At 59.9% G+C, this 19,678-nt stretch carries 12 protein-coding genes, 1 other RNA gene and 1 pseudogene; 7 read left to right on the plus strand and 7 right to left on the minus strand.

All coding sequences use genetic code 11. From position 1 onward, the window contains the following. Positions 1-48: 48 nt before the first annotated feature. The 4 genes from guaD to xdhA all read right to left on the minus strand — a co-directional run bounded on the left by guaD (position 49) and on the right by xdhA (position 6,190). A complete protein-coding gene (guaD, locus tag NTD82_RS16725) occupies positions 49-1,353 on the minus strand; it encodes a guanine deaminase (protein ID WP_262129503.1) in 1,305 nt (434 codons plus the stop codon). A 10-nt stretch (positions 1,354-1,363) separates the two neighbouring features. Beyond that, the gene (xdhC, locus tag NTD82_RS16730) at positions 1,364-2,209 is read right to left on the minus strand and encodes a xanthine dehydrogenase accessory protein XdhC (protein WP_262129504.1); all 846 of its coding nucleotides are present in this window, start codon (positions 2,207-2,209) and stop codon (positions 1,364-1,366) included. A gap of 134 nt (positions 2,210-2,343) precedes the next feature. Further along, positions 2,344-4,743: a xanthine dehydrogenase molybdopterin binding subunit gene (gene xdhB, locus NTD82_RS16735; RefSeq protein WP_262129505.1), complete on the minus strand. Its 2,400-nt coding sequence runs from the start codon at positions 4,741-4,743 to the stop codon at positions 2,344-2,346. After that, positions 4,736-6,190: a xanthine dehydrogenase small subunit gene (xdhA, locus tag NTD82_RS16740; RefSeq protein WP_262129506.1), complete on the minus strand. Its 1,455-nt coding sequence runs from the start codon at positions 6,188-6,190 to the stop codon at positions 4,736-4,738. The genes xdhB and xdhA overlap by 8 nt, the downstream gene beginning before the upstream one ends. 398 nt (positions 6,191-6,588) lie before the next feature. Here xdhA and NTD82_RS16745 point away from each other — a divergent pair, with 398 nt between their 5' ends. From NTD82_RS16745 to NTD82_RS16770, 6 genes are all read left to right on the plus strand, one after another. Further along, positions 6,589-7,248: a GntR family transcriptional regulator gene (locus NTD82_RS16745; RefSeq protein WP_095157038.1), complete on the plus strand. Its 660-nt coding sequence runs from the start codon at positions 6,589-6,591 to the stop codon at positions 7,246-7,248. Between the two features lie 2 nt (positions 7,249-7,250). Continuing rightward, a complete protein-coding gene (gene smc, locus NTD82_RS16750) occupies positions 7,251-10,739 on the plus strand; it encodes a chromosome segregation protein SMC (RefSeq protein ID WP_262129507.1) in 3,489 nt (1,162 codons plus the stop codon). 201 nt (positions 10,740-10,940) lie between these two features. Continuing rightward, complete coding sequence (zipA, locus tag NTD82_RS16755; RefSeq protein ID WP_175651577.1) at positions 10,941-11,807, plus strand: cell division protein ZipA; 867 nt, start codon at positions 10,941-10,943, stop codon at positions 11,805-11,807. An 87-nt stretch (positions 11,808-11,894) separates the two neighbouring features. After that, positions 11,895-14,252: an NAD-dependent DNA ligase LigA gene (gene ligA / locus NTD82_RS16760; RefSeq protein WP_262129508.1), complete on the plus strand. Its 2,358-nt coding sequence runs from the start codon at positions 11,895-11,897 to the stop codon at positions 14,250-14,252. Positions 14,253-14,373: 121 nt separating this feature from the next. Continuing rightward, positions 14,374-14,470, plus strand: an RNA gene (gene ffs / locus NTD82_RS16765) — signal recognition particle sRNA small type. Positions 14,471-14,760: 290 nt separating this feature from the next. Beyond that, positions 14,761-16,818, plus strand: coding sequence for a hypothetical protein (locus NTD82_RS16770; RefSeq protein WP_262129509.1), 2,058 nt, complete (start codon positions 14,761-14,763; stop codon positions 16,816-16,818). Between the two features lie 463 nt (positions 16,819-17,281). On the opposite strand, the pseudogene NTD82_RS29370 reads toward NTD82_RS16770, so the two are convergent. The 3 genes and pseudogenes from NTD82_RS29370 to NTD82_RS16785 all read right to left on the minus strand — a co-directional run. Beyond that, positions 17,282-17,634 (minus strand): annotated as a pseudogene (locus NTD82_RS29370) (helix-turn-helix domain-containing protein); the annotation flags it as partial. Continuing rightward, positions 17,624-18,013, minus strand: a complete 390-nt coding sequence (locus NTD82_RS29375; protein WP_410017062.1) for a response regulator — start codon at positions 18,011-18,013, stop codon at positions 17,624-17,626. The gene NTD82_RS29375 and the pseudogene NTD82_RS29370, both read right to left, overlap by 11 nt. Positions 18,014-18,310: 297 nt before the next feature. After that, positions 18,311-18,535, minus strand: a complete 225-nt coding sequence (locus NTD82_RS16785; RefSeq protein ID WP_262129511.1) for a helix-turn-helix domain-containing protein — start codon at positions 18,533-18,535, stop codon at positions 18,311-18,313. Positions 18,536-18,769: 234 nt separating this feature from the next. Here NTD82_RS16785 and NTD82_RS16790 point away from each other — a divergent pair, with 234 nt between their 5' ends. After that, entirely contained in the window at positions 18,770-19,297 is a 528-nt protein-coding gene (locus NTD82_RS16790; protein WP_262129512.1) for a hypothetical protein, read from the plus strand. The last annotated feature ends 381 nt before the right edge of the window (positions 19,298-19,678 follow it).

The following is a 19,678-nucleotide window of genomic DNA, read 5'->3' on the forward strand; positions in this document are numbered from 1 at the left end:
AGTGAAGGCTTGCGGGAACTGGCCCCGTGTCGTTTCCGTCAGGAAAGATCAGCGCTGGTGCACGCAGTTCCCCGCCGCAAAGGTCTGGCGAATGGTGCGGTCGTCGCCCAGGGTGGTCAGCACGAACAGGGTTTCCTCGATGCTGTTGGACTGTTGCAGGCGGTAGTCCAGCAGCGGCGTGGCCTTATAGTCGAGCACCACGAAGTCGGCGTCATTGCCCGCCCGCAGGCTGCCGATCCGGTCATCCAGGCTCAGTGCGCGAGCGCCGCCGAGGGTGGCCAGGTACAGCGACTTGAAAGGATGCAGGCGAGTGCCCTGTAGCTGCATGACCTTGTAGGCCTCGTTCAGCGTATTGAGCAGCGAGAAGCTGGTACCGGCGCCGACGTCGGTGCCCAGGCCCACCTTGACCTTGAACTGCTCGGCCTGCGACAGGTTGAACAGACCGCTGCCGAGGAACAGGTTGGAGGTCGGGCAGAAGGCGACCGCCGAGCCGGTTTCGGCCAGGCGCTGGCATTCGGCGTCGCACAGGTGCACGCCGTGGGCGAACACCGAGCGCTGACCCAGCAGCTTGAAGTGGTCGTACACATCCAGGTAGCCGCTGCGGTCCGGGAACAGCGATTTCACCCAGTCGATTTCCTTGAGGTTCTCGCTCAGGTGGGTGTGCATGTACAGGTCCGGGTATTCGCCCAGCAGTTGCCCGGCCAGTTGCAGTTGTTCCGGGGTGCTGGTCGGGGCGAAACGCGGGGTTACCGCGTAGTGCAGGCGGCCCTTGCCGTGCCAGCGCTCGATCAGCGCCTTGCTCTCGGCGTAGCCAGATTCGGCGGTGTCGGTCAGGTAGTCCGGGGCGTTGCGGTCCATCATCACCTTGCCGGCGATCATCCGCAGTTCCAGGCGCTCGGCTTCTTCGAAGAAGGCGTTGACCGATTCAGGGTGAACGCTGCCGAACACCAGGGCAGTGGTGGTGCCGTTGCGCAGCAGCTCTTCGACGAAAATCTTCGCCACCTTGTCGGCATGTGCCTTGTCGGCGAACTGGCGTTCGCACGGGAAGGTGTAGGTGTTCAGCCAGTCCAGTAGTTGCTCGCCGTAGGAGCCGATCATGCCGGTCTGTGGGAAGTGGATATGAGTGTCGATGAAGCCGGGGGTGATCAGGCTGTCCTGGTAATGCACCACTTCGATGTCGGCCGGCAGCGTCGGCAGCAGGTCGCTGGCGTGGCCGAGGCGGCTGATCTTGCCGTTGTCGACCACCAGTAGACCGTCTTCGAAATACTCGAAGGAGGCCTCGATGCCGACTTCGGCCGGGTCGGCGACGCTGTGCAGGATGGCGGATCGGTAGGCTTTGCGGGTTGCGCTCATAACACTCTCGTCAAATGGCGTGGCTGCGCCGTGAGGGCGGCAGCAGTTGGGCGATGGGTTCAGCGTTCGCGGCCGGGTTGTGCAGGCCGAAGCTGGCGTTATAGGTGGCGATGATTTCGGCGGCGATGGACACGGCGATCTCGATCGGCAGCTTGCCCTTGACCTCGGCCAGCCCCATCGGGCAACGCATGCGTTGCATGCGCTCGGCGTCGAAGCCGCGGTCGCGCAGGCGATGTTCGAATTTGGCGCGCTTGGTCTTCGAGCCGATCAGGCCGAACCAAGTGAAGTCATTGCGCTTGAGGATGGCGGCGGTGAGTTCCAGGTCGAGCTGATGGTTGTGGGTCATGACGATGCAGTAGCTGCCGGGGGGCAGCTCGTCGACCTCATCCACCGGCTCCTCGCTGACGACTTTCCAGACGCCGGCGGGAATGTGCTCGGGGAATTCCTGCTCGCGCGAGTCGATCCAGCGCACCCGACAGGGCAGCGCGGCGAGCAAGGGTACCAGAGCGCGGCCGACGTGGCCCGCGCCGAACACGGCGATCTGCGCCTGCACCGCGCCCATGGGCTCGAACAGCAGCACCGTGACACCGCCACAGCACTGGCCGAGGCTGGCGCCGAGGCTGAAGCGCTCGAGGTGCGGCGATTCACGGCCTTCGGCGAGCATCTCGCGGGCGATGTGCATGGCCTTGAATTCCAGGTGCCCGCCGCCGATGGTGTCGAACAGACGGCTGGCGCTGACCACCATCTTCGAGCCGGCATTGCGCGGGGTCGAGCCGCGCTCCTCGATGATGGTCACCAGGACGCAGGGCTCGCCCTGTTCCTGCAATTCGGCGAGGGCGTTGATCCATTGGTGCATGATTTCTGATCCTCTTCAGGATTCGATGTCGCCCCTTGTGTAGGAGCGAGCTTGCTCGCGATGGCGCCTGTTCGATCGCTATCGCGAGCAAGCTCGCTATCGCGAGCAAGCTCGCTCCTACGGGGTAGGCGGCGTCAGTGGGTCACGGTTTCCACTTGCGGTTTTGCAACTGCCCTTGCCGCGACTACCTTGCGCATCTGCTCACAGCCCCACAGCACCCGCTCCGGTGTCGACGGCGCGTCGATCTGTGGATGCTCGCGGTAGTCGGCGATGCTCGCCACGGCGTCCTTGATCGCGCACCAGGCGGCGATGCCGAGCATGAACGGCGGCTCGCCCACGGCCTTGGAATGGAACACGGTGTCTTCCGGGTTCTTGCGGTTTTCCACCAGCTTCACCCGCATATCCAGCGGCATGTCCGCCACCGCGGGGATCTTGTAGCTGGCCGGGCCGTTGGTCATCAGCTTGCCCTTGGCGTTCCACACCAGTTCCTCGGTGGTCAGCCAGCCCATGCCCTGAACGAAGCCGCCTTCCACCTGGCCGATGTCGATGGCCGGGTTCAGCGAGTCGCCAACGTCGTGGAGGATGTCGGCGCGGAGCATCTTGTACTCGCCGGTCAGGGTGTCGACGATCACTTCGACGCAGGCGGCGCCGAAGGCGAAGTAGTAGAACGGCCGGCCACGCGCCTGGTTGCGGTCATAGAAAATCTTCGGCGTCTTGTAGAACCCGGTGCTCGACAGCGATACCTGGGCGAAGTACGCCTGTTGCACCAGCGTCTCGAAGCTGACGATCTCGTCGCGGATGCGCACGTGACCGTTGCGGAATTCCACGTCTTCCTCGGTGACCTTCCACTGCCGCGCGGCAAACTCGACCAGGCGTTTCTTGAGGATCTCGGCAGCGTTCTGCGCGGCCTTGCCGTTCAGGTCGGCGCCGCTGGAGGCCGCGGTCGGCGAAGTGTTCGGCACCTTGTCGGTGTTGGTGGCGGTGATCTGAATACGGTCGAAATCGACCTGGAACACTTCGGCCACCACTTGGGCGACCTTGGTGTTCAAGCCCTGGCCCATCTCGGTGCCACCGTGGTTCAGGTGGATGCTGCCGTCGGTGTAGATGTGGATCAGCGCACCGGCCTGGTTGAGGAAGGTCGCGGTGAACGAGATGCCGAATTTCACCGGGGTCAGCGCCAGGCCTTTTTTCAATACCGGGCTGTGGGCGTTGAAGCGGCGGATCGACTCGCGGCGCTCGGCATAGTCGCTGCTCGCTTCGAGGTCGGCGGTCATTTCCTCGATCAGGTTGTGTTCGACGGTCTGGTAGTAATGGGTGACGTTGCGCTCGGTCTTGCCGTAGTAATTGGCCTTGCGCACGTCCAGCGGGTCGCGGCCCAGATGGCGGGCGATATGGTCCATCACTTCTTCGATGGCGACCATGCCTTGCGGGCCGCCGAAGCCACGGTAGGCGGTGTTGGACGCGGTGTTGGTCTTGCAGCGGTGGCCGTGCACCGTGGCATCGCCCAGGTAGTAGGCGTTGTCGGAGTGGAACATCGCGCGGTCGACGATCGAGCCCGAGAGGTCCGGCGAATAGCCGCAGTTGCCGGCCAGGTCGAAGTTGATGCCGTGCAGGCGACCGTTGTCGTCAAAACCGACGTCGTACTCGACGTAAAACGGGTGGCGCTTGCCGGTCATCATCATGTCTTCGACGCGCGGCAGGCGCATCTTGGTGGGCTGGCCGGTCAGGCGTGCAACCACCGCGCACAGGCAGGCGGGGCTGGCAGCCTGGGTTTCCTTGCCGCCGAAGCCGCCGCCCATGCGGCGCATGTCGAGGACAATCTTGTTCATCGGCACGTCGAGCACTTCGGCGACCAGTTTCTGCACTTCGGTGGGGTTCTGGGTCGAGCAGAACACGATCATGCCGCCGTCTTCGGTGGGCATCACCGAGGAAATCTGGGTTTCCAGGTAGAAGTGTTCCTGGCCGCCGATGTGCAAAGTGCCTTGCAGACGGTGCGGGGCGCTGGCCAGGGCGGTAACGGAGTCGCCGCGCTGGTGGGTGTGGCTGTCCAGCACGAAGTGTTTCTTGCGGTACGCCTCGACCACGTCGAGCACCGGCTCCAGGTCTTCGTACTCGATGATCGCCGCCATCGCCGCGCGGCGCGCAGTGTCGAGGTCACGGGCGGCCACGGCGAGCACCGGTTGGCCGAAGAACTCCACCTTGTCGATGGCCAGCAGCGGGTCGCCGGCCACGACCGGGCCGATGTCCTTCAGGCCCGGAATGTCTTCGTGGGTGATGACGATACGCACGCCTTCGAAGGCGTAGCACGGCGTGGTGTCCACCCTGAGGATGCGCGCGTGGGCGCGGTCGGCGGTGCGGGCGTACACGTGCAACTGGTTGGGGAATTCCAGGCGGTCATCGATGTACACGGCCTCGCCGGACACCTGTTTGTCGGCGCTGTCGTGCTTGACGCTGCGACCGACACCGGTGGTCAGGTCCTGGGCGAACAGCTCGGCCATTTCCGCCTGGCTCTTGGGCGCGTGGTGGTTAGACATAATCGGTCACCCGGGTCTCGATGTGCGGTGTTTGCAGTTCGATGAAGTACTTGCGCAGCAGGTTCTGCGCGCCCAGCAGGCGGTATTCCTTGCTGGCGCGGAAATCCGAGAGCGGTGTGAAGTCTTCGCTCAGGGCCTGGCAGGCTTTCTCCAGGGTGGCCTGGTTGAACGGCTTGTCGGTCAGCGCGGCTTCACAGGCGCGGGCGCGTTTCGGGATCGCCGCCATGCCGCCGAAGGCAACCCGGGCGTGCTCGATCACACCGTTGTCGATGCGCAGGTTGAAGGCGGCGCACACCGCGGAAATATCGTCGTCCAGCCGTTTCGACACCTTGTACGCGCGGAAGACCCAGTTGGCCTTGGCTTTCGGCACGATGATGCGCTCGATGAACTCGCTCTCCTGCCGCGCGGTGATGCGGTAGTCGATGAAATAGTCTTCCAGCTTGAGGGTGCGGGTGCTGTCGCCCTTGCGCAGGACGATCTGCGCATCGAGGGCGATCAGCAGCGGCGGCGAGTCGCCGATCGGCGAGGCGTTGCCGATGTTGCCGCCGAGGGTGCCCTGGTTGCGGATCTGCAGGGAGGCGAAGCGGTGCAGCAACTCGCCGAAGTCCGGGTATTCAGTGTGCAGGGCTTCGTAGCAGTCGGTCAGCGGGGTGGCCGCGCCGATCTCGATGCGGTCGTCGAAATGCTCGACGCGCTTGAGTTCGGCGACGTTGCCGACATAGATCATCACCGGCAGCGTCCGGTGGAACTGGGTCACTTCCAGCGCCAGGTCGGTGCCGCCGGCCAGCAGCCGGGCTTCCGGATGCGAGCCGTAGAGATCGGCGAGGTCAGCCACGGTCAGCGGCACCAGGCAGCGCTTGTCGCCGCTGTTGAGTTCTCCGGTTTCCGTCGGCGCGATGGCCTTGAGGCGGGCGATGGTCTGCGCCTGGGCGGCGTCGAACTGGTCGGGCTGGGCTTGGCAGCAGGCCTGCTCGGCGGCGGCGAGGATCGGCCGGTAGCCGGTGCAGCGGCACAGGTTGCCAGCGAGGGCTTCGTGGGCTTTGTGCAGGTCGGGCTGATCGCTGTTCTTTTGCAGGGCGAACAGAGACATGACGAAGCCCGGCGTGCAGAAACCGCACTGCGAGCCGTGGCAGTCGGACAGCGCCTGTTGCACGCTGTGCAGCTTGCCCTGGTGCTTGAGGCCTTCGACGCTGATCAACTGTTTGCCGTGCAGCGACGAGACGAACGTCAGGCAGGAGTTCAGGCTGCGGTATTGCAGGCTGTCCTGGCCGTTTTCGTCAGTAATGCGTTCGGCGACCACCACGGAGCACGCGCCGCAGTCACCACTGGCGCAGCCCTCCTTGGTGCCGGTTTTACCCAGGTGCTCGCGCAGATACTCGAGTACCGTCAGGTTGGGGTCCAGGGCATGCTCACTGCGCAACTCCTGGTTCAAGAGAAACTGGATCACGGAAGGGCCTCACAAGCGAATTATTGTTGTTGAGCGGACTGAGGCGAAATGTATTCAGCCTTGACTTTCCGGTCAATGATTTTCTGACCTGTAAGTCAAGAAAATCCATTCGGCCGCTCTCCCAAAGCGCTAATCCCTGTGTTTCAGTTAAGCAGGCTTTCTGTAGCTGAATTCCTAAATAGACGAGTGAAACGACTGATGCGGGCTGTTGAAGCGTCAGCTAGCCTTGTGGGGATCCTTTCGCGAAGGGTGAAGCGCGCACGGCGGGAGGCCGTTCCAGAGGGGGAGAGCGTGTTGTAGGAAAAGCCTCGCAGGGATGACGGCTCCAGCATGCTGGCAGTGGGCATTTGCGTTACACTTCCGCGTTTTTAGCCGTTCAACGATTTTGAAGGAAAACCATGACGTTCAAGGCGCCGGACAGCCTCTCCGAGCAAATTGCCCACTACCTGGCCGAACGGATCATCCGGGGTGAACTCAAGCCTGCAGAACGCATCCAGGAACAGAAGGTCACCCAGGCACTGAATGTCAGCCGTGGCTCGGTGCGCGAAGCCCTGTTGATTCTCGAACGCCGTCATCTGGTGACCATCCTGCCGCGCCGTGGCGCCCACGTGACCGTTCTCAACGAACTCAACGTGCGCAGCCTGTGCACCCTGATGAGCGAGCTGTACATCCTGCTCGGCAATGCCGTCGCCACGCGGCGCACCAGCGATGCCGAGCTGGCGCCGTTCCTGGCCATTCAGCAGCGCCTGCAAGAGGCTTGCGCGCGTCAGGACATCAAGGCCTTCGTCGAAGAGAGCTTCGCGGTGATGCGCGCCGCCTATCCGTTTGCCAACAATCCCTACCTGCAGGAAACCGTCGAGAACCTGCAGCCGGCCATGAGTCGCACCTATTACCTGGCCCTGGACCAGCGCAAGGCGGAAATGAACGACTTCCTGGTGCTGTTCACCGAATTGCTGCAGGCGGTGGTCGCCGGTGACCTGGCGCGAATCCGCCAGGTGCTCACCGAGTACTGCGGACGCAGTTGTGAACTGGTGCTGTCGGCCCTGGTGACTGACTGACCATGCGCCTGAAGTGCATTCGCCTGGCGGGGTTCAAGTCGTTCGTCGACCCGACCACCGTCAATTTTCCCAGCAACATGGCCGCGGTAGTCGGCCCTAACGGCTGCGGCAAGTCCAACATCATCGATGCGGTGCGCTGGGTCATGGGCGAAAGCTCGGCGAAGAACCTGCGCGGCGAATCGATGACCGACGTCATCTTCAACGGCTCCACCAGCCGCAAGCCGGTCAGCCAGGCCAGCATCGAACTGGTCTTCGACAACAGCGACAACACCCTGGTGGGCGAATACGCCGCCTACGCCGAGATCTCGATCCGGCGCAAGGTCACCCGCGACGCGCAGAACACTTACTACCTCAACGGCACCAAGTGCCGGCGCCGTGACATCACCGATATCTTCCTCGGCACCGGCCTGGGCCCGCGCAGCTACTCGATCATCGAGCAGGGCATGATCTCCAAGCTCATCGAGGCGAAGCCGGAAGAACTGCGCAACTTCATCGAGGAAGCCGCGGGCATCTCCAAGTACAAGGAGCGCCGCCGCGAAACCGAGAACCGCATCCGCCGCACCCACGAAAACCTCGAGCGCCTGACCGACTTGCGCGAAGAGCTGGAGCGCCAGCTCGAACGCCTGCACCGGCAGGCCCAGGCGGCGGAGAAATACAAGGAATACAAGGCCGAAGAACGCCAGCTCAAGGCGCAACTGTCGGCCCTGCGCTGGCGCGCGCTGGACACCCAGGTCAGCCAGCGCGAAAGCGTTATCGGCGACCAGGAAGTGTCCTTCGAGGCGCTGGTGGCCGAGCAGCGCAACGCCGATGCGAGTATCGAGCGGTTGCGCGATGGTCATCACGAACTGTCCGAGCGTTTCAATCTGGTCCAGGGCCGCTTCTATTCGGTCGGCGGCGACATCGCCCGGGTCGAGCAAAGTATCCAGCACGGCCAGCAGCGCCTGCGCCAATTGCAGGACGACCTCAAGGAAGCCGAGCGCTCGCGCCAGGAAACCGAATCGCACCTGGGGCACGACCGCACCTTGCTGGCGACCCTTGGCGAAGAACTGGAGATGCTCGACCCGGAACAGGAAATGACCCTGGCCGCGGCCGAGGAAGCCTCCGCGACACTTGAAGAAGCCGAAACCACCATGCACGGCTGGCAGGAACAATGGGACAGCTTCAACGCCCGTTCCGCCGAGCCGCGCCGCCAGGCCGAGGTGCAGCAGTCGCGCATCCAGCAACTGGAACACAGCCTCGAACGCCTGGCCGAGCGCCAGCGCAAGCTGGGCGAAGAACGCGATCAGCTCAGCGCCGACCCGGAAGACGCGGCGATCCTCGAGCTGGCCGAGCAAGTTGCCAGCAGCGAACTGCTGCTGGAAGACCTGCAACTGGAAGAACAACAGTCTGCCGAGCGCCTCGATCACCTGCGCGAACGCCTGCAACAGGCCACCCAGGCCCAGCAGCAGGCGCAGGGCGAGTTGCAGCGTCTTGGTGGTCGTCTGGCATCGCTGGAAGCCTTGCAACAGGCTGCGCTGGAACCTGGCAGCGGCGCCGCCCAGTGGCTGCGCGAGCATGGCCTGGAGCAGCGCCCGCGATTGGCCGAAGGCCTGCGCGTCGAGCCGGGCTGGGAACTGGCGGTGGAAACCGTGTTGGGCGCCGACCTGCAAGCGGTGCTGGTGGATTCGTTCAGCGATCTGGGCTTCGACGGTTTCGACCAGGGCGAACTGCGCCTGCTGGACGCCAGCCTTGGCGCCGCGCAGGTGCCGGGTAGTCTGCTGGACAAGGTCGAAAGCGCGGTGGATCTGTCGCCGTGGCTGGGCCGGGTCAAGCCGGTGGAGAGTCTCGATCGGGCGCTGGCGCTGCGCGGACAACTGGCCGAGGGCGAGAGTCTGGTCAGTCGCGACGGTTATTGGGTCGGCCGCAACTTCCTGCGGGTCAGCCGTGCCAGTGATGCTCAGGGCGGCGTGCTCGCCCGCGGCCAGGAGCTGGAGCGTCTTGGCCTGGAACAGGAAGAACAGCAAGCCCGGCTGGCGCAACTGGACGAAGAACTGAACGACCAGCGCGACCAGCAGCGCCAGCTTGAAGACGGCCGTGAACAACTGCGCCGCCGTGCCCAGGACGAAGCCCGCCAGCAAGGTGAGCTGAAGGCGCGCCTGTCCGCTGGCAAGGCCCGCGCCGAGCAACTGGGCCTGCGTCGTCGGCGTCTTGAAGACGAACTGGCGGAATCTGCGGAGCAGCGTGGGATCGAGCAGGAACAACTGGGCGAGTCCCGTTTGGTGCTGCAGGAAGCGCTGGAACTGATGGCTCAGGATACCGAGCAGCGGGAAATGCTCCTGGCCCAGCGCGACGGCTTGCGCGAACACCTGGACCGGGTGCGCCAGGAAGCGCGTCAACACAAGGATCACGCCCACCAGCTCGCGGTGCGCCTCGGCTCGCTGCGGGCCCAGCACGATTCCACCCGCCAGGCCCTGGAACGCCTGGAGCTGCAATCCGAGCGCCTGAGCGAAAAGCGCGAACAGTTGAGCCTGAACCTGGAAGAGGGCGAGGCCCCGCTGGAAGAGCTGCGCCTCAAGCTCGAAGAACTGCTGGAAAAGCGCATGAGCGTCGACGAAGAAATGCGTCTGGCGCGTCTGCACATGGAGGATGCCGACCGCGAGTTGCGTGACGCCGAGAAGCGCCGCAGCCAGGCCGAGCAACAATCCCAGTTGCTGCGCGGCCAGCTCGAGCAGCACCGCATGGAATGGCAAGGCCTGAGCGTGCGGCGCAAGACCCTGCACGAGCAACTGCATGCCGACGGCTACGACCTGGACGGCGTGCTGGCGACCCTGACCGAGGAGGCCAACGAACAGGAGGCCGAGGCCGAACTGGAGCGCCTTGACGGGCGCATCCAGCGTTTGGGCGCAATCAACCTCGCGGCAATCGAGGAATACCAGCAACAGTCCGAGCGCAAGCGCTACCTCGATGCCCAGGACGCCGATCTGGTCGAAGCCCTGGACACGCTGGAAAACGTCATTCGCAAGATCGACAAGGAAACGCGTAATCGTTTCAAAGATACCTTCGATCAGATAAATGCCGGTTTGCAGGCACTTTTTCCAAAAGTTTTCGGTGGCGGCAGTGCGTATCTGGAACTGACGGGCGAAGATTTACTCGATACAGGGGTAACGATCATGGCGCGCCCGCCAGGAAAGAAGAACAGCACTATTCATTTGCTCTCCGGCGGTGAAAAAGCGCTGACCGCCCTGGCGTTGGTATTTGCCATCTTCAAATTGAACCCGGCACCGTTCTGCATGCTCGATGAAGTCGATGCACCGCTCGACGATGCCAACGTCGGCCGTTATGCGCGCCTGGTAAAAGAGATGAGTCAGACCGTGCAGTTCATCTATATCACCCATAACAAGATCGCCATGGAAATGGCCGATCAACTGATGGGGGTAACCATGCACGAGCCAGGCTGCTCGCGGCTGGTGGCGGTGGATGTGGAGGAGGCGATGGCCATGGTCGACGCCTGATACGAGATATGAAGCACGAACCCGGGCTAAATGAACCTGTCCGTTGCGACAGACGGTGTAAAGTTATCTTTGGTCGTGCTAGCTTAATGTCAATTTTTCGTACGTGGGTAAAACGTCAGTCAGAACATAGAGTTGGCGCCACGTTTTAAAGGGTTTTAACCCTTTTATTTTTCAGCATTTTTCACAGAGGCACGGGATTACATGGAAATCGGTCTGCGCGAATGGCTGATCGTCATCGGCATCATAGTCATTGCCGGTATTCTCTTTGACGGCTGGCGTCGCATGCGCGGCGGCAAGGGCAAGTTGAAGTTCCGTCTGGACCGCAGTTTGTCCAATATCCCGGATGAAGAAACCAGCGCCGAAGTATTGGGGCCACCCCGCGTACTGGACACGCACAAGGAGCCGCAACTCGACGAGGATGATCTGCCGTCCATGAGCGCGCCTGCACGCGAGCCAAAGGCCGGCAAGGCCAACAAACGCGGCAAACGTGGCACCGAGCCACAGCAGGGCGACCTGAACCTGAGCGCCGATTCGCGCGAGCCTGATCTGTTCGGTGACATCGACGACGACTTCCCTGCGGAAAACACCAAGACCACCGGCTACGGTTCCGCCAGCGAAGGCAAGGAACTGCCGCAAGTCGAGGAAGTGCTGGTGATCAGCGTGATCTCCCGCGACGATGGTGGCTTCAAGGGCCCGGCCCTGTTGCAGAACATCCTCGAAAGCGGCCTGCGCTTCGGCGAAATGGACATCTTCCACCGTCACGAAAGCATGGCGGGCAATGGCGAAGTCCTGTTCTCCATGGCCAACGCGGTCAAGCCGGGCGTCTTCGACCTGGACGACATCGACCACTTCAGCACCCGCGCCGTCAGCTTCTTCCTCGGCCTGCCGGGTCCACGGCATCCGAAGCAGGCGTTCGACGTGATGGTCGCCGCCGCGCGCAAACTGGCCCACGAGCTGAACGGCGAATTGAAAGATGACCAGCGCAGCGTCATGACCGCCCAGACCATCGAGCACTACCGTCAGCGCATCGTCGAGTTCGAGCGCCGCGCCCTGACCCAGAAACGTTAAGAACAATGGCGGGCATGCCCCGCCAGCCTCACCGAAACATGCAAGAGCAGCCCCGGCTGCTCTTTTGCTTTGCACGAGAATCCCGCCATGAATGCCGAAACCCGAATCCTCGAACTGCGTGCCGAACTCGACCAGCACAACTACCGCTACTACGTGCTCGATGAGCCCAGCGTGCCGGATGCCGAGTACGACCGCCTGTTTCGCGAACTGCAGGCGCTGGAAGCTGAGCACCCGGAACTTGTCAGCGAGGATTCGCCGACCCAGCGTGTGGGCGGCGCGGCGCTGTCTGCCTTCAGCCAGGTGCGTCATGAAGTGCCGATGCTCAGCCTGGGCAACGCCTTCGAGGAGACCGACCTGCGTGAATTCGATCGCCGCGTGGTGGAGGGCCTGGACCTGCCGGCTGGCGACCTGTTCGGTGGCGGCTCGCCCGTCGACTACAGTTGTGAACCCAAGCTTGATGGCCTGGCCGTGAGCCTGCTGTACCGCAACGGTCAACTGGTGCAAGGCGCCACCCGCGGCGACGGTACCACCGGCGAGGACATCAGCGTCAACGTGCGCACCATCCGTAATATCCCGCTCAAGTTGCACGGCACCGGCTGGCCCGAAGTGCTGGAAGTGCGCGGCGAAGTGTTCATGAGCAAGGCCGGCTTCGACAAACTCAACGCCGCCCAGGCCGAGATCGGCGGCAAGACCTTCGCCAACCCGCGCAACGCCGCTGCCGGCAGCCTGCGCCAACTGGATTCGAAGATCACCGCCAGCCGCCCGCTGGAATTCTGCTGCTATGGCCTGGGCCAGGTGTCCGAGGCGATCGCCGACACCCATATCGGCATCCTCGAAAAGCTCAAGACCTGGGGCATGCCCATCAGCCGCGAGTTGCGACACGCCGCCGGAATCGAGGAGTGCCTGGCCTACTACCATGACATCGGCGCGCGACGTAACGATCTGCCCTACGAGATCGACGGCGTGGTGTTCAAGGTCAACAGCCTGGCCTCCCAGCGCGAGTTGGGCTTCCGCGCCCGTGAGCCGCGCTGGGCCATCGCCCACAAATTCCCGGCCATGGAAGAACTCACCGAAGTGCTCGATGTGGAATTCCAGGTCGGCCGGACCGGTGCCGTCACGCCGGTGGCGCGGCTCAAGCCGGTCAAGGTGGCTGGCGTCACCGTGGCCAATGCCACGCTGCACAATATGGACGAAGTGGAGCGCCTGGGCGTGATGATCGGCGACACGGTGATCATCCGCCGCGCTGGCGACGTCATTCCGCAGGTCATGCAAGTGGTCACCGAGCGGCGTGACCCGGCCAGCGTCCGTCCGGTGCAGATTCCCACCGAGTGCCCGGTGTGCGGCTCGCAGGTCGAGCGCACGCAACTGGTCAAGCGCAGCAAAGGCAAGGAAACCGTCAGCGAAGGCGCGGTGTACCGCTGCGTTGGCCGCCTGGCCTGCGCGGCGCAACTCAAGCAGGCGATCATTCACTACGTCTCGCGCCGCGCCATGGACATCGAAGGCCTGGGCGAGAAGAGCGTCGAGCAACTGGTGGACGAGGGCCTGATCGCCTCGCCGGCTGATCTGTATCGCCTGACCTATGAACAGGTGGTCGAGCTGGAAGGCTTCGCCGAAGTCTCCAGCAACAAACTGCTGGCCGCCATCGAAGACAGCAAGCGTCCGGGTCTGGCGCGCTTCATCTATGCGCTGGGCATCCCTGATGTGGGCGAGGAGACCGCCAAGGTCCTGGCTCGCTCGCTGGGCTCGTTACAGCGCGTGATGAAGGCGTTGCCGCAGGTGCTGACCTACCTGCCGGACATCGGTCTCGAAGTTGCCTACGAGATTCACAACTTCTTCGAGGACGAGCACAACCGCAACGTCATCCAGCAACTGCTGGACTGCGGCATGCAGCTTCAGGACGAAGGCGAACTGAGCGCCGAGTTCGCCGCCAGCACGACCCTGGCCGGAATGATCGCCAAGCTGGATATTTCCTCGGTCGGTCCCACCGGCGCGGAAAAGCTGGTGGCCAAGCTGGGCAGTCTGGAAAAAATCATCGAAGCCGACGGCATCGACCTGCGCCAGGCCCTGGCGGCCAAGCAGGCCGAAGCCGTGCGGGAATTCTTCCTGATTGAAGCCAACCGCGAACTGGCACGTGCCATCGAAGCCCAGTTGCTGGAGTTCGGCATGCACTGGGCAAGCGAGAAGAAAGTTGCTGAAGGCTTGCCCCTGGCCGGCCAGACCTGGGTGCTGACCGGTACGCTGGAGCGCATGAGCCGTGATATCGCCAAAGACAAACTGGAAAGCCTCGGTGCGAAAGTTGCCGGTTCCGTGTCGGGCAAGACCCACTGCGTCGTCGCTGGCCCCGGTGCCGGCTCCAAGCTGGCCAAGGCCAGTGAATTGGGGGTGAAGGTGATGGACGAGGACGCATTCGTGGCCTTTTTGGCGGAGCAGGGCATCAGCGTCTGACTGGCCAGCGGGACAAGTCATTGAGAAATGATGGTTTTTTCTCGCGCTGGAGGTTGTAACTCCCTCTCAGACCGGTACAATGGCGCGGCTCGCCACTTGGCGAGTCGCGTAGTGGTGGCCCCATCGGTCCCCCCGCAACGATTACCCGTGAACCTGGTCAGAGCCGGAAGGCAGCAGCCACAGCGGGAACATTGTGTGCCGGGGTGTGGCTGGTGGGGCCGCCTCCATTCTATAAGTCCTTGAATTATCAAGGATTCTTCGCAAGAAAATCCAGAAGTGGACCAGCGTCTAGGCACACCTTAGTGGTGCGCTATGAGCAATATGCTATCGCTTGGATGTCCTCATTTCCACTTCTTCTCAGTGACACCTCCACCCCCGCATCGTTGAATTTCAGCCTGCTTCGATGAATCCGAGAGTTGTCATTTCCTTGTGGTGGCACAAGGATGTCATTTTGATCTCCTTTTGGTATGTTCATACACTCATAATCTCCCCCCTGAGAGCTAGAGTGATGGACTATTCTTTCGATGATTTCTGGCCAGAGAAGTTGGCCGGCCTACAGAAAAACCCGGCGCTGGCCCCTTTGGCTGGTTGGGATGGGAACCCACCCCGGCTTGAGTCCTTTGTTGCAGCGAATGTCGCCCCTCGATCGGATTACAATAATCTGAAAGAGCGTGTTTGGTTGATTGCTGCTCCTGGCGCCGTAGGCAAGTCGACCTTGGCAAAGGAGATTTGTGCTCAGACTGGGGCGGTATATTTGGATCTGGCCGAGGCATCTACTGTTGCCGGAAACTATTTAGTAGGTGGCTTGGTCTACACTAATCTACTAACCCCGTGGGCTGCGGGGACCACTGCGGTTGTTATTGATGCACTGGACGAAGCACGGCTACGAGTTACGCAGGCTGGCTTTGAAGACTTTCTCGCTGATGTGGCAAAAGTCGCAGAGATGGGTAAGTTTCCTATTATTCTTTTGGGGCGAGTTGGGATAATTGAAGAGGCTTGGCTGATTCTTAACGAAGGATCAAAAATATCGCCGCCTATTCTTGATATTTCGTTTTTTGATGCTGAACAAGCGAAGCTATTCGTAATGGCTCGACTTGATGCCCTTGCTAGTTCCGAGGGGGTGAAGTCAGAGTACGCGCACTTGAAGAACGCATTGGTTAACCATAGGCAGGTTTATCATGATGCGGTAACTCAAGTTATTCAAGGGATAAGTGAGCTTTCTCAGGCGGACGCGGATCGCTTTGTCGGGTATGCTCCTGTTTTGGACGCCGTTGCAAAAGTTATCGCTTCTGAACCCAATCCTGCACGCATCAGAGAAGATTTGGAGCGAGTCCTTGAGGGTGAGGTATTAACCAGCTTGGCTGATCAGATTCTTGTTCGCGAATGTGGCAAACTCACAGCTCAACTAAAGAACACGAATTCGGGATTCCCGGATGGGCTTTACGAGCCAAGTGAGCAGTTGCATCGATTGTCCTGCCTTCTCTTTAATTTGCCTGCGCCACCGGTGCCTAGTTCAGTGTCCCCAGGCTTGATACCGGTTTATGAGGAAGCAGTAAAGAACCTTCTGCCGCAGCATCCTTTCTTAAGTGGCGATGGACGTAAAGCATCTAGCTCGATATTTGAGGCGGCGATCGTATCTTATAGTTTGAAGAGTCGATTGATGGAGTTGCGTAGCAATGCAGTGCGGTATGTCGCGTCTGCTACACATACATCAAACCCGTTTCTGATAGACTTCTACCTTTCACGTAATGAGCATAAGCATGTACCTGCCGAGCACATCGGTATAGTTTTCGATTCGGTGGCGTCGAAGGCCAGTGGTGGGGATCAAGTTAGGCTTTATGTTGGCGAAGGGGAGGATGGCTCTTTAGAATACGAGATCGTTTTCCAGCGTGAAGATGGAAAGGTGAACACGCATCATCTTGTTTCACCTGAGACCGGCGTGATTACCCTCGCACGCAAGATATCCGGAGTATCGGTTGACTGCGAGTCGAGAGATGTATCCCTAGGGTCGGGAGGGCAGCTTGAACTTATTGCCCCTACCGCGATAAAGTGTAAGGAGCTTAAGCTCAACTGTGATCAGCTTATTGTAAAGTCTGATTCTCGAAGGCAGGAAGAGGTTGTTGTTTTAGAGGCGGAATCATTGAGCCATGGTGGAACCATCGCTGCTCCAGTTGTGAGGGCTGGTGTGCTGTTCAGTGTAGCTTGGCCCGGTGCTGAGACTTATCCATGGTCCGCATACTCTGCTCTGGATGACAAGAATGAACCCGCCCATATTTCTGAGGGGTTGCGTACATTAAGGCGGCTAGTGATGGCGTTCCGCTCTCACAGTAAGGGGCAGCTTGCAAGGTTCAGAGATAAGATTGATCACTATCGGATGCTGAAAGGGAGGGTTGGTGAAGCGCTTCTTCAAAAGTTGATTGACGACAATATCATTTGGACGGAAGGAGCTATGTATTGTTTAAATGCTAATGAGCTTGGCGCTAAAGTTGGTATTTCGTTCCAAGATGCTCAGGCTAAGCGATACTCGCAGGCGACGAAAGACTATTTGTCTGAGTTGAATTTTTAATCTGTTACTTGCCGGTCCATTGCGTCGGCAAGCTGGCAGGGTTTAAGTGGCAAAAACTACTGTTTTAGATTCAGGTGGTGCTTAACACGAGTTGCGTGCGGCCTTGCGTATCGCCTGCCATAATCTGGAAATATTCCAGGCATAAAAAGCCGCCCGAGAAGGCGGCTTAATTGTGCTTGTTATAGCGGGCGGCTTTGTCGATTTGTCTGTCGCGGTCTCAACGCGGCTCTGATCGTAAGCTAGCTAAGTTCTGATTTATGCCCTCAGCATTTGTGTCTAATATTCTGAGAGCTGCCAAGACGCTATCGTGGACCTGGGTCGATCCTCGCTGGCTCACCCACAACGACACTTCTTCCAGGGCTGCTCTGAGAGCTGTCTGGTTCATCAGTAGCAATTCCAAGGTGTCGGCTACCAAGTCGGTCTTGTCGTCCATTTACGCTTCCCCAGGGGCTCTTATGGCGCCTCAGGCTGACTGAGACAGCTCCCGCTTGATACGGTAGACGGTTGCGACTCCTACGCCAGCGAGCTTTGCAATCTCGTCCATCGTCAAGCTGCCCCGCTTCAGCAACTCAGCCACCGTCTCCCACTTCCTCTGATCGCGGCCTTTACCGTCGACCTTCTCTCCACGGGCACGCTTGTTCTCCAGCCCCTGCTTGATCCGCTCTACGCACTTCTCCCGTCCAGTCGGGCGATCGTAGCCATCAGGTCGATCAGCATGCTGTTGATTACGTGCATCACTTGCCCGGTGATTCCCTTGTCGTTCACGAGCATATGGCTGGTGGGCAGATCGGCCACTAGCGACAGCTTAAGTTGCTTCACTGGATCGCTGAAGTAGCTCCGCCGCTAATTGATGCAGACGCCCAGCAGGCCACGGCTTCTGTAAGTACACAGCGTTTGGTTGCGTTGAGACATGTGAGTGTCGATGGTAGCCGCTGGCTATGATGATCGGAATCTTGGGGTCTTTCCGATTTGTCAGCCAGGCCAGTTCCCAGCCATTGATTTGACCGGGGGTCTGAACATCTGTAACCAGTAGGCAAATCTGCTGATTTTGAAGTGCCATCAGTCCTTGGTCAGCAGATTCAACAGCGATTATCTCCCGCCCAAGATCCGAAAGGACTTCCTGCAACAGAAATCGTAGGACGGGATCGTCTTCGACGATGAGGATGGAAGCCGATGTTCTTATGGGCGTTGTCATTGGTGCAAGGCTTCAGCAAGGGGCTGTAGGCTCGGAACGCTGTAGGTGGAGATTTGAACTATTACCTGATGGAAACGGTAGGAGGCCAAACACAACGGACAAGAGGTTGAGGTGTTAGCTTCGTGCCACCATTTAGACAGCATTGTCGGCTAGGCGTTCGAAAAATTTCCATTATCGTCGAGATATCTGAGAAATGACGGTGGCTTCTGGCCTGTGCGGTTCTGGAGGTGGGTCGGTCGAGACTCGAGTCCACTTCTCTCGCTCAATGGCTCCGACACGTTCTTTGATGTACGGAATTCACTGCACCTTTGCCTCCACGTCAGCTATAAGAGCTGATGGAGAGCATCCTAGTGCAGCAGCCAGCCTGAAGATGACTGTGATGGTTGGCTGGTTTACGCCTCGCTCGATCAGGCTGACATAGTTTCGCTGTATGTCGGCTTCCAGAGCCAACTGTTCTTGGGTGAGCCCGGCGAGCTTTCTTCGCTCCCGTAAGACCTTGCCGAATGCCAAACCTGCGTCCACACCGAAACCCTTTTCTTAGAGGGGTGAACTCTCGGTCGTAGAGATCTGCGGGTCTTCACAGTATATTGTGAATTTGATCGCTTCCGTGGCACCATGCTCGTCGCTGCGGATTGGTGCTCCACCGCTGTGTCCGTCAGGACATGGCCAATTGCTGATCAAGCCTGGAGGGGGAGGTCAGGGACGAACAGTCCAGAGTAGGGCTTGCTGGTCGCTGTGTGAACTTAGGAAAAGGCGGTGAAGGCACTGACCCAAAGACGCTTGCTTAAGGCGAAAGCGAACATTGTCATCGAGGGAAATATGAAGGCTCTAGATTGGATTGGCGTGATATGCCTGGTTCCCGTGGTACTGATTGCGGGCTCTTTTATAAGGAATAAGGTGATTGGACCAGTCGGGTGGGCTAAAGATGATGTTGAGAAAGCACTTCGGATGAAAATGAAAGACCCCGATTCGATGGAGATCCGTTCATCTTATGTAGTTAAACGGCAAACAGAGCTTGGCGAGGAAATATCTATCTGCGGCTTTGTTGATGGTCGAAACAGCTTTGGTGCTTACTCTGGTCCTGTTAGGTTTGCATCTAAAAGCCTTTCAAATAGAAAGTATGGTATTTTTGAAACGTCCATGGTTAAGATGGAAGATCCGTTGGAAGCAAGGCAGTTTCATGATGCGAACATGCTTTCAAACTTTGAGCATGTCTATTGGAATAAGTATTGCGTAGATTCGTCGCATCCAGCTTTAACTGTAAGCTCCATAGCACAGGATTAGAATATCCTGCTACGCAAACTAAAGTGGGTCGGCATCTAACCCAAGCGCCGACACACTGGCTACTGGCCGGCAGGAAAACAGAATATCGAAGACAACAAAAAGCCGCCCGAAGGCGGCTTCTTTCTATCTGGCTTACGGTCTTTCTGACTCACGGTCTTACGGTCTTTCTGAATTTCTTACTCTCGGTCTTACGGTCTTTCTGAATTTCTTACTCTCGGTCTTTCGGCCTTACAGTCTTTCGGTACTACGTACCGCATTTCTCCCTTGAGCTTACAGGCCGGCTGGCGGCATTTCAAGGGGTTACGAAATCTTCAAAACCTAGCCACCAATGGGGCAGTGTTTAATGTCGCTGGAAGCTCCACAGGAAGCCCTACAGTACGA

This window comes from Pseudomonas sp. 5P_5.1_Bac1 (assembly GCF_025466015.1).
Classification (GTDB): Bacteria; Pseudomonadota; Gammaproteobacteria; order Pseudomonadales; family Pseudomonadaceae; genus Aquipseudomonas.

Excerpts from the sequence above, each read along its gene's own strand:
- NTD82_RS16770 (WP_262129509.1), top strand. The coding sequence starts at position 14,761 with ATGGACTATTCTTTCGATGATTTCTGGCCAGAGAAGTTGGCCGGCCTA.
- guaD (WP_262129503.1), bottom strand. The coding sequence starts at position 1,353 with ATGAGCGCAACCCGCAAAGCCTACCGATCCGCCATCCTGCACAGCGTC.
- smc (WP_262129507.1), top strand. The coding sequence starts at position 7,251 with ATGCGCCTGAAGTGCATTCGCCTGGCGGGGTTCAAGTCGTTCGTCGAC.
- zipA (WP_175651577.1), top strand. The coding sequence starts at position 10,941 with ATGGAAATCGGTCTGCGCGAATGGCTGATCGTCATCGGCATCATAGTC.
- xdhC (WP_262129504.1), bottom strand. The coding sequence starts at position 2,209 with ATGCACCAATGGATCAACGCCCTCGCCGAATTGCAGGAACAGGGCGAG.
- NTD82_RS16745 (WP_095157038.1), top strand. The coding sequence starts at position 6,589 with ATGACGTTCAAGGCGCCGGACAGCCTCTCCGAGCAAATTGCCCACTAC.
- ligA (WP_262129508.1), top strand. The coding sequence starts at position 11,895 with ATGAATGCCGAAACCCGAATCCTCGAACTGCGTGCCGAACTCGACCAG.
- xdhB (WP_262129505.1), bottom strand. The coding sequence starts at position 4,743 with ATGTCTAACCACCACGCGCCCAAGAGCCAGGCGGAAATGGCCGAGCTG.
- NTD82_RS29375 (WP_410017062.1), bottom strand. The coding sequence starts at position 18,013 with ATGACAACGCCCATAAGAACATCGGCTTCCATCCTCATCGTCGAAGAC.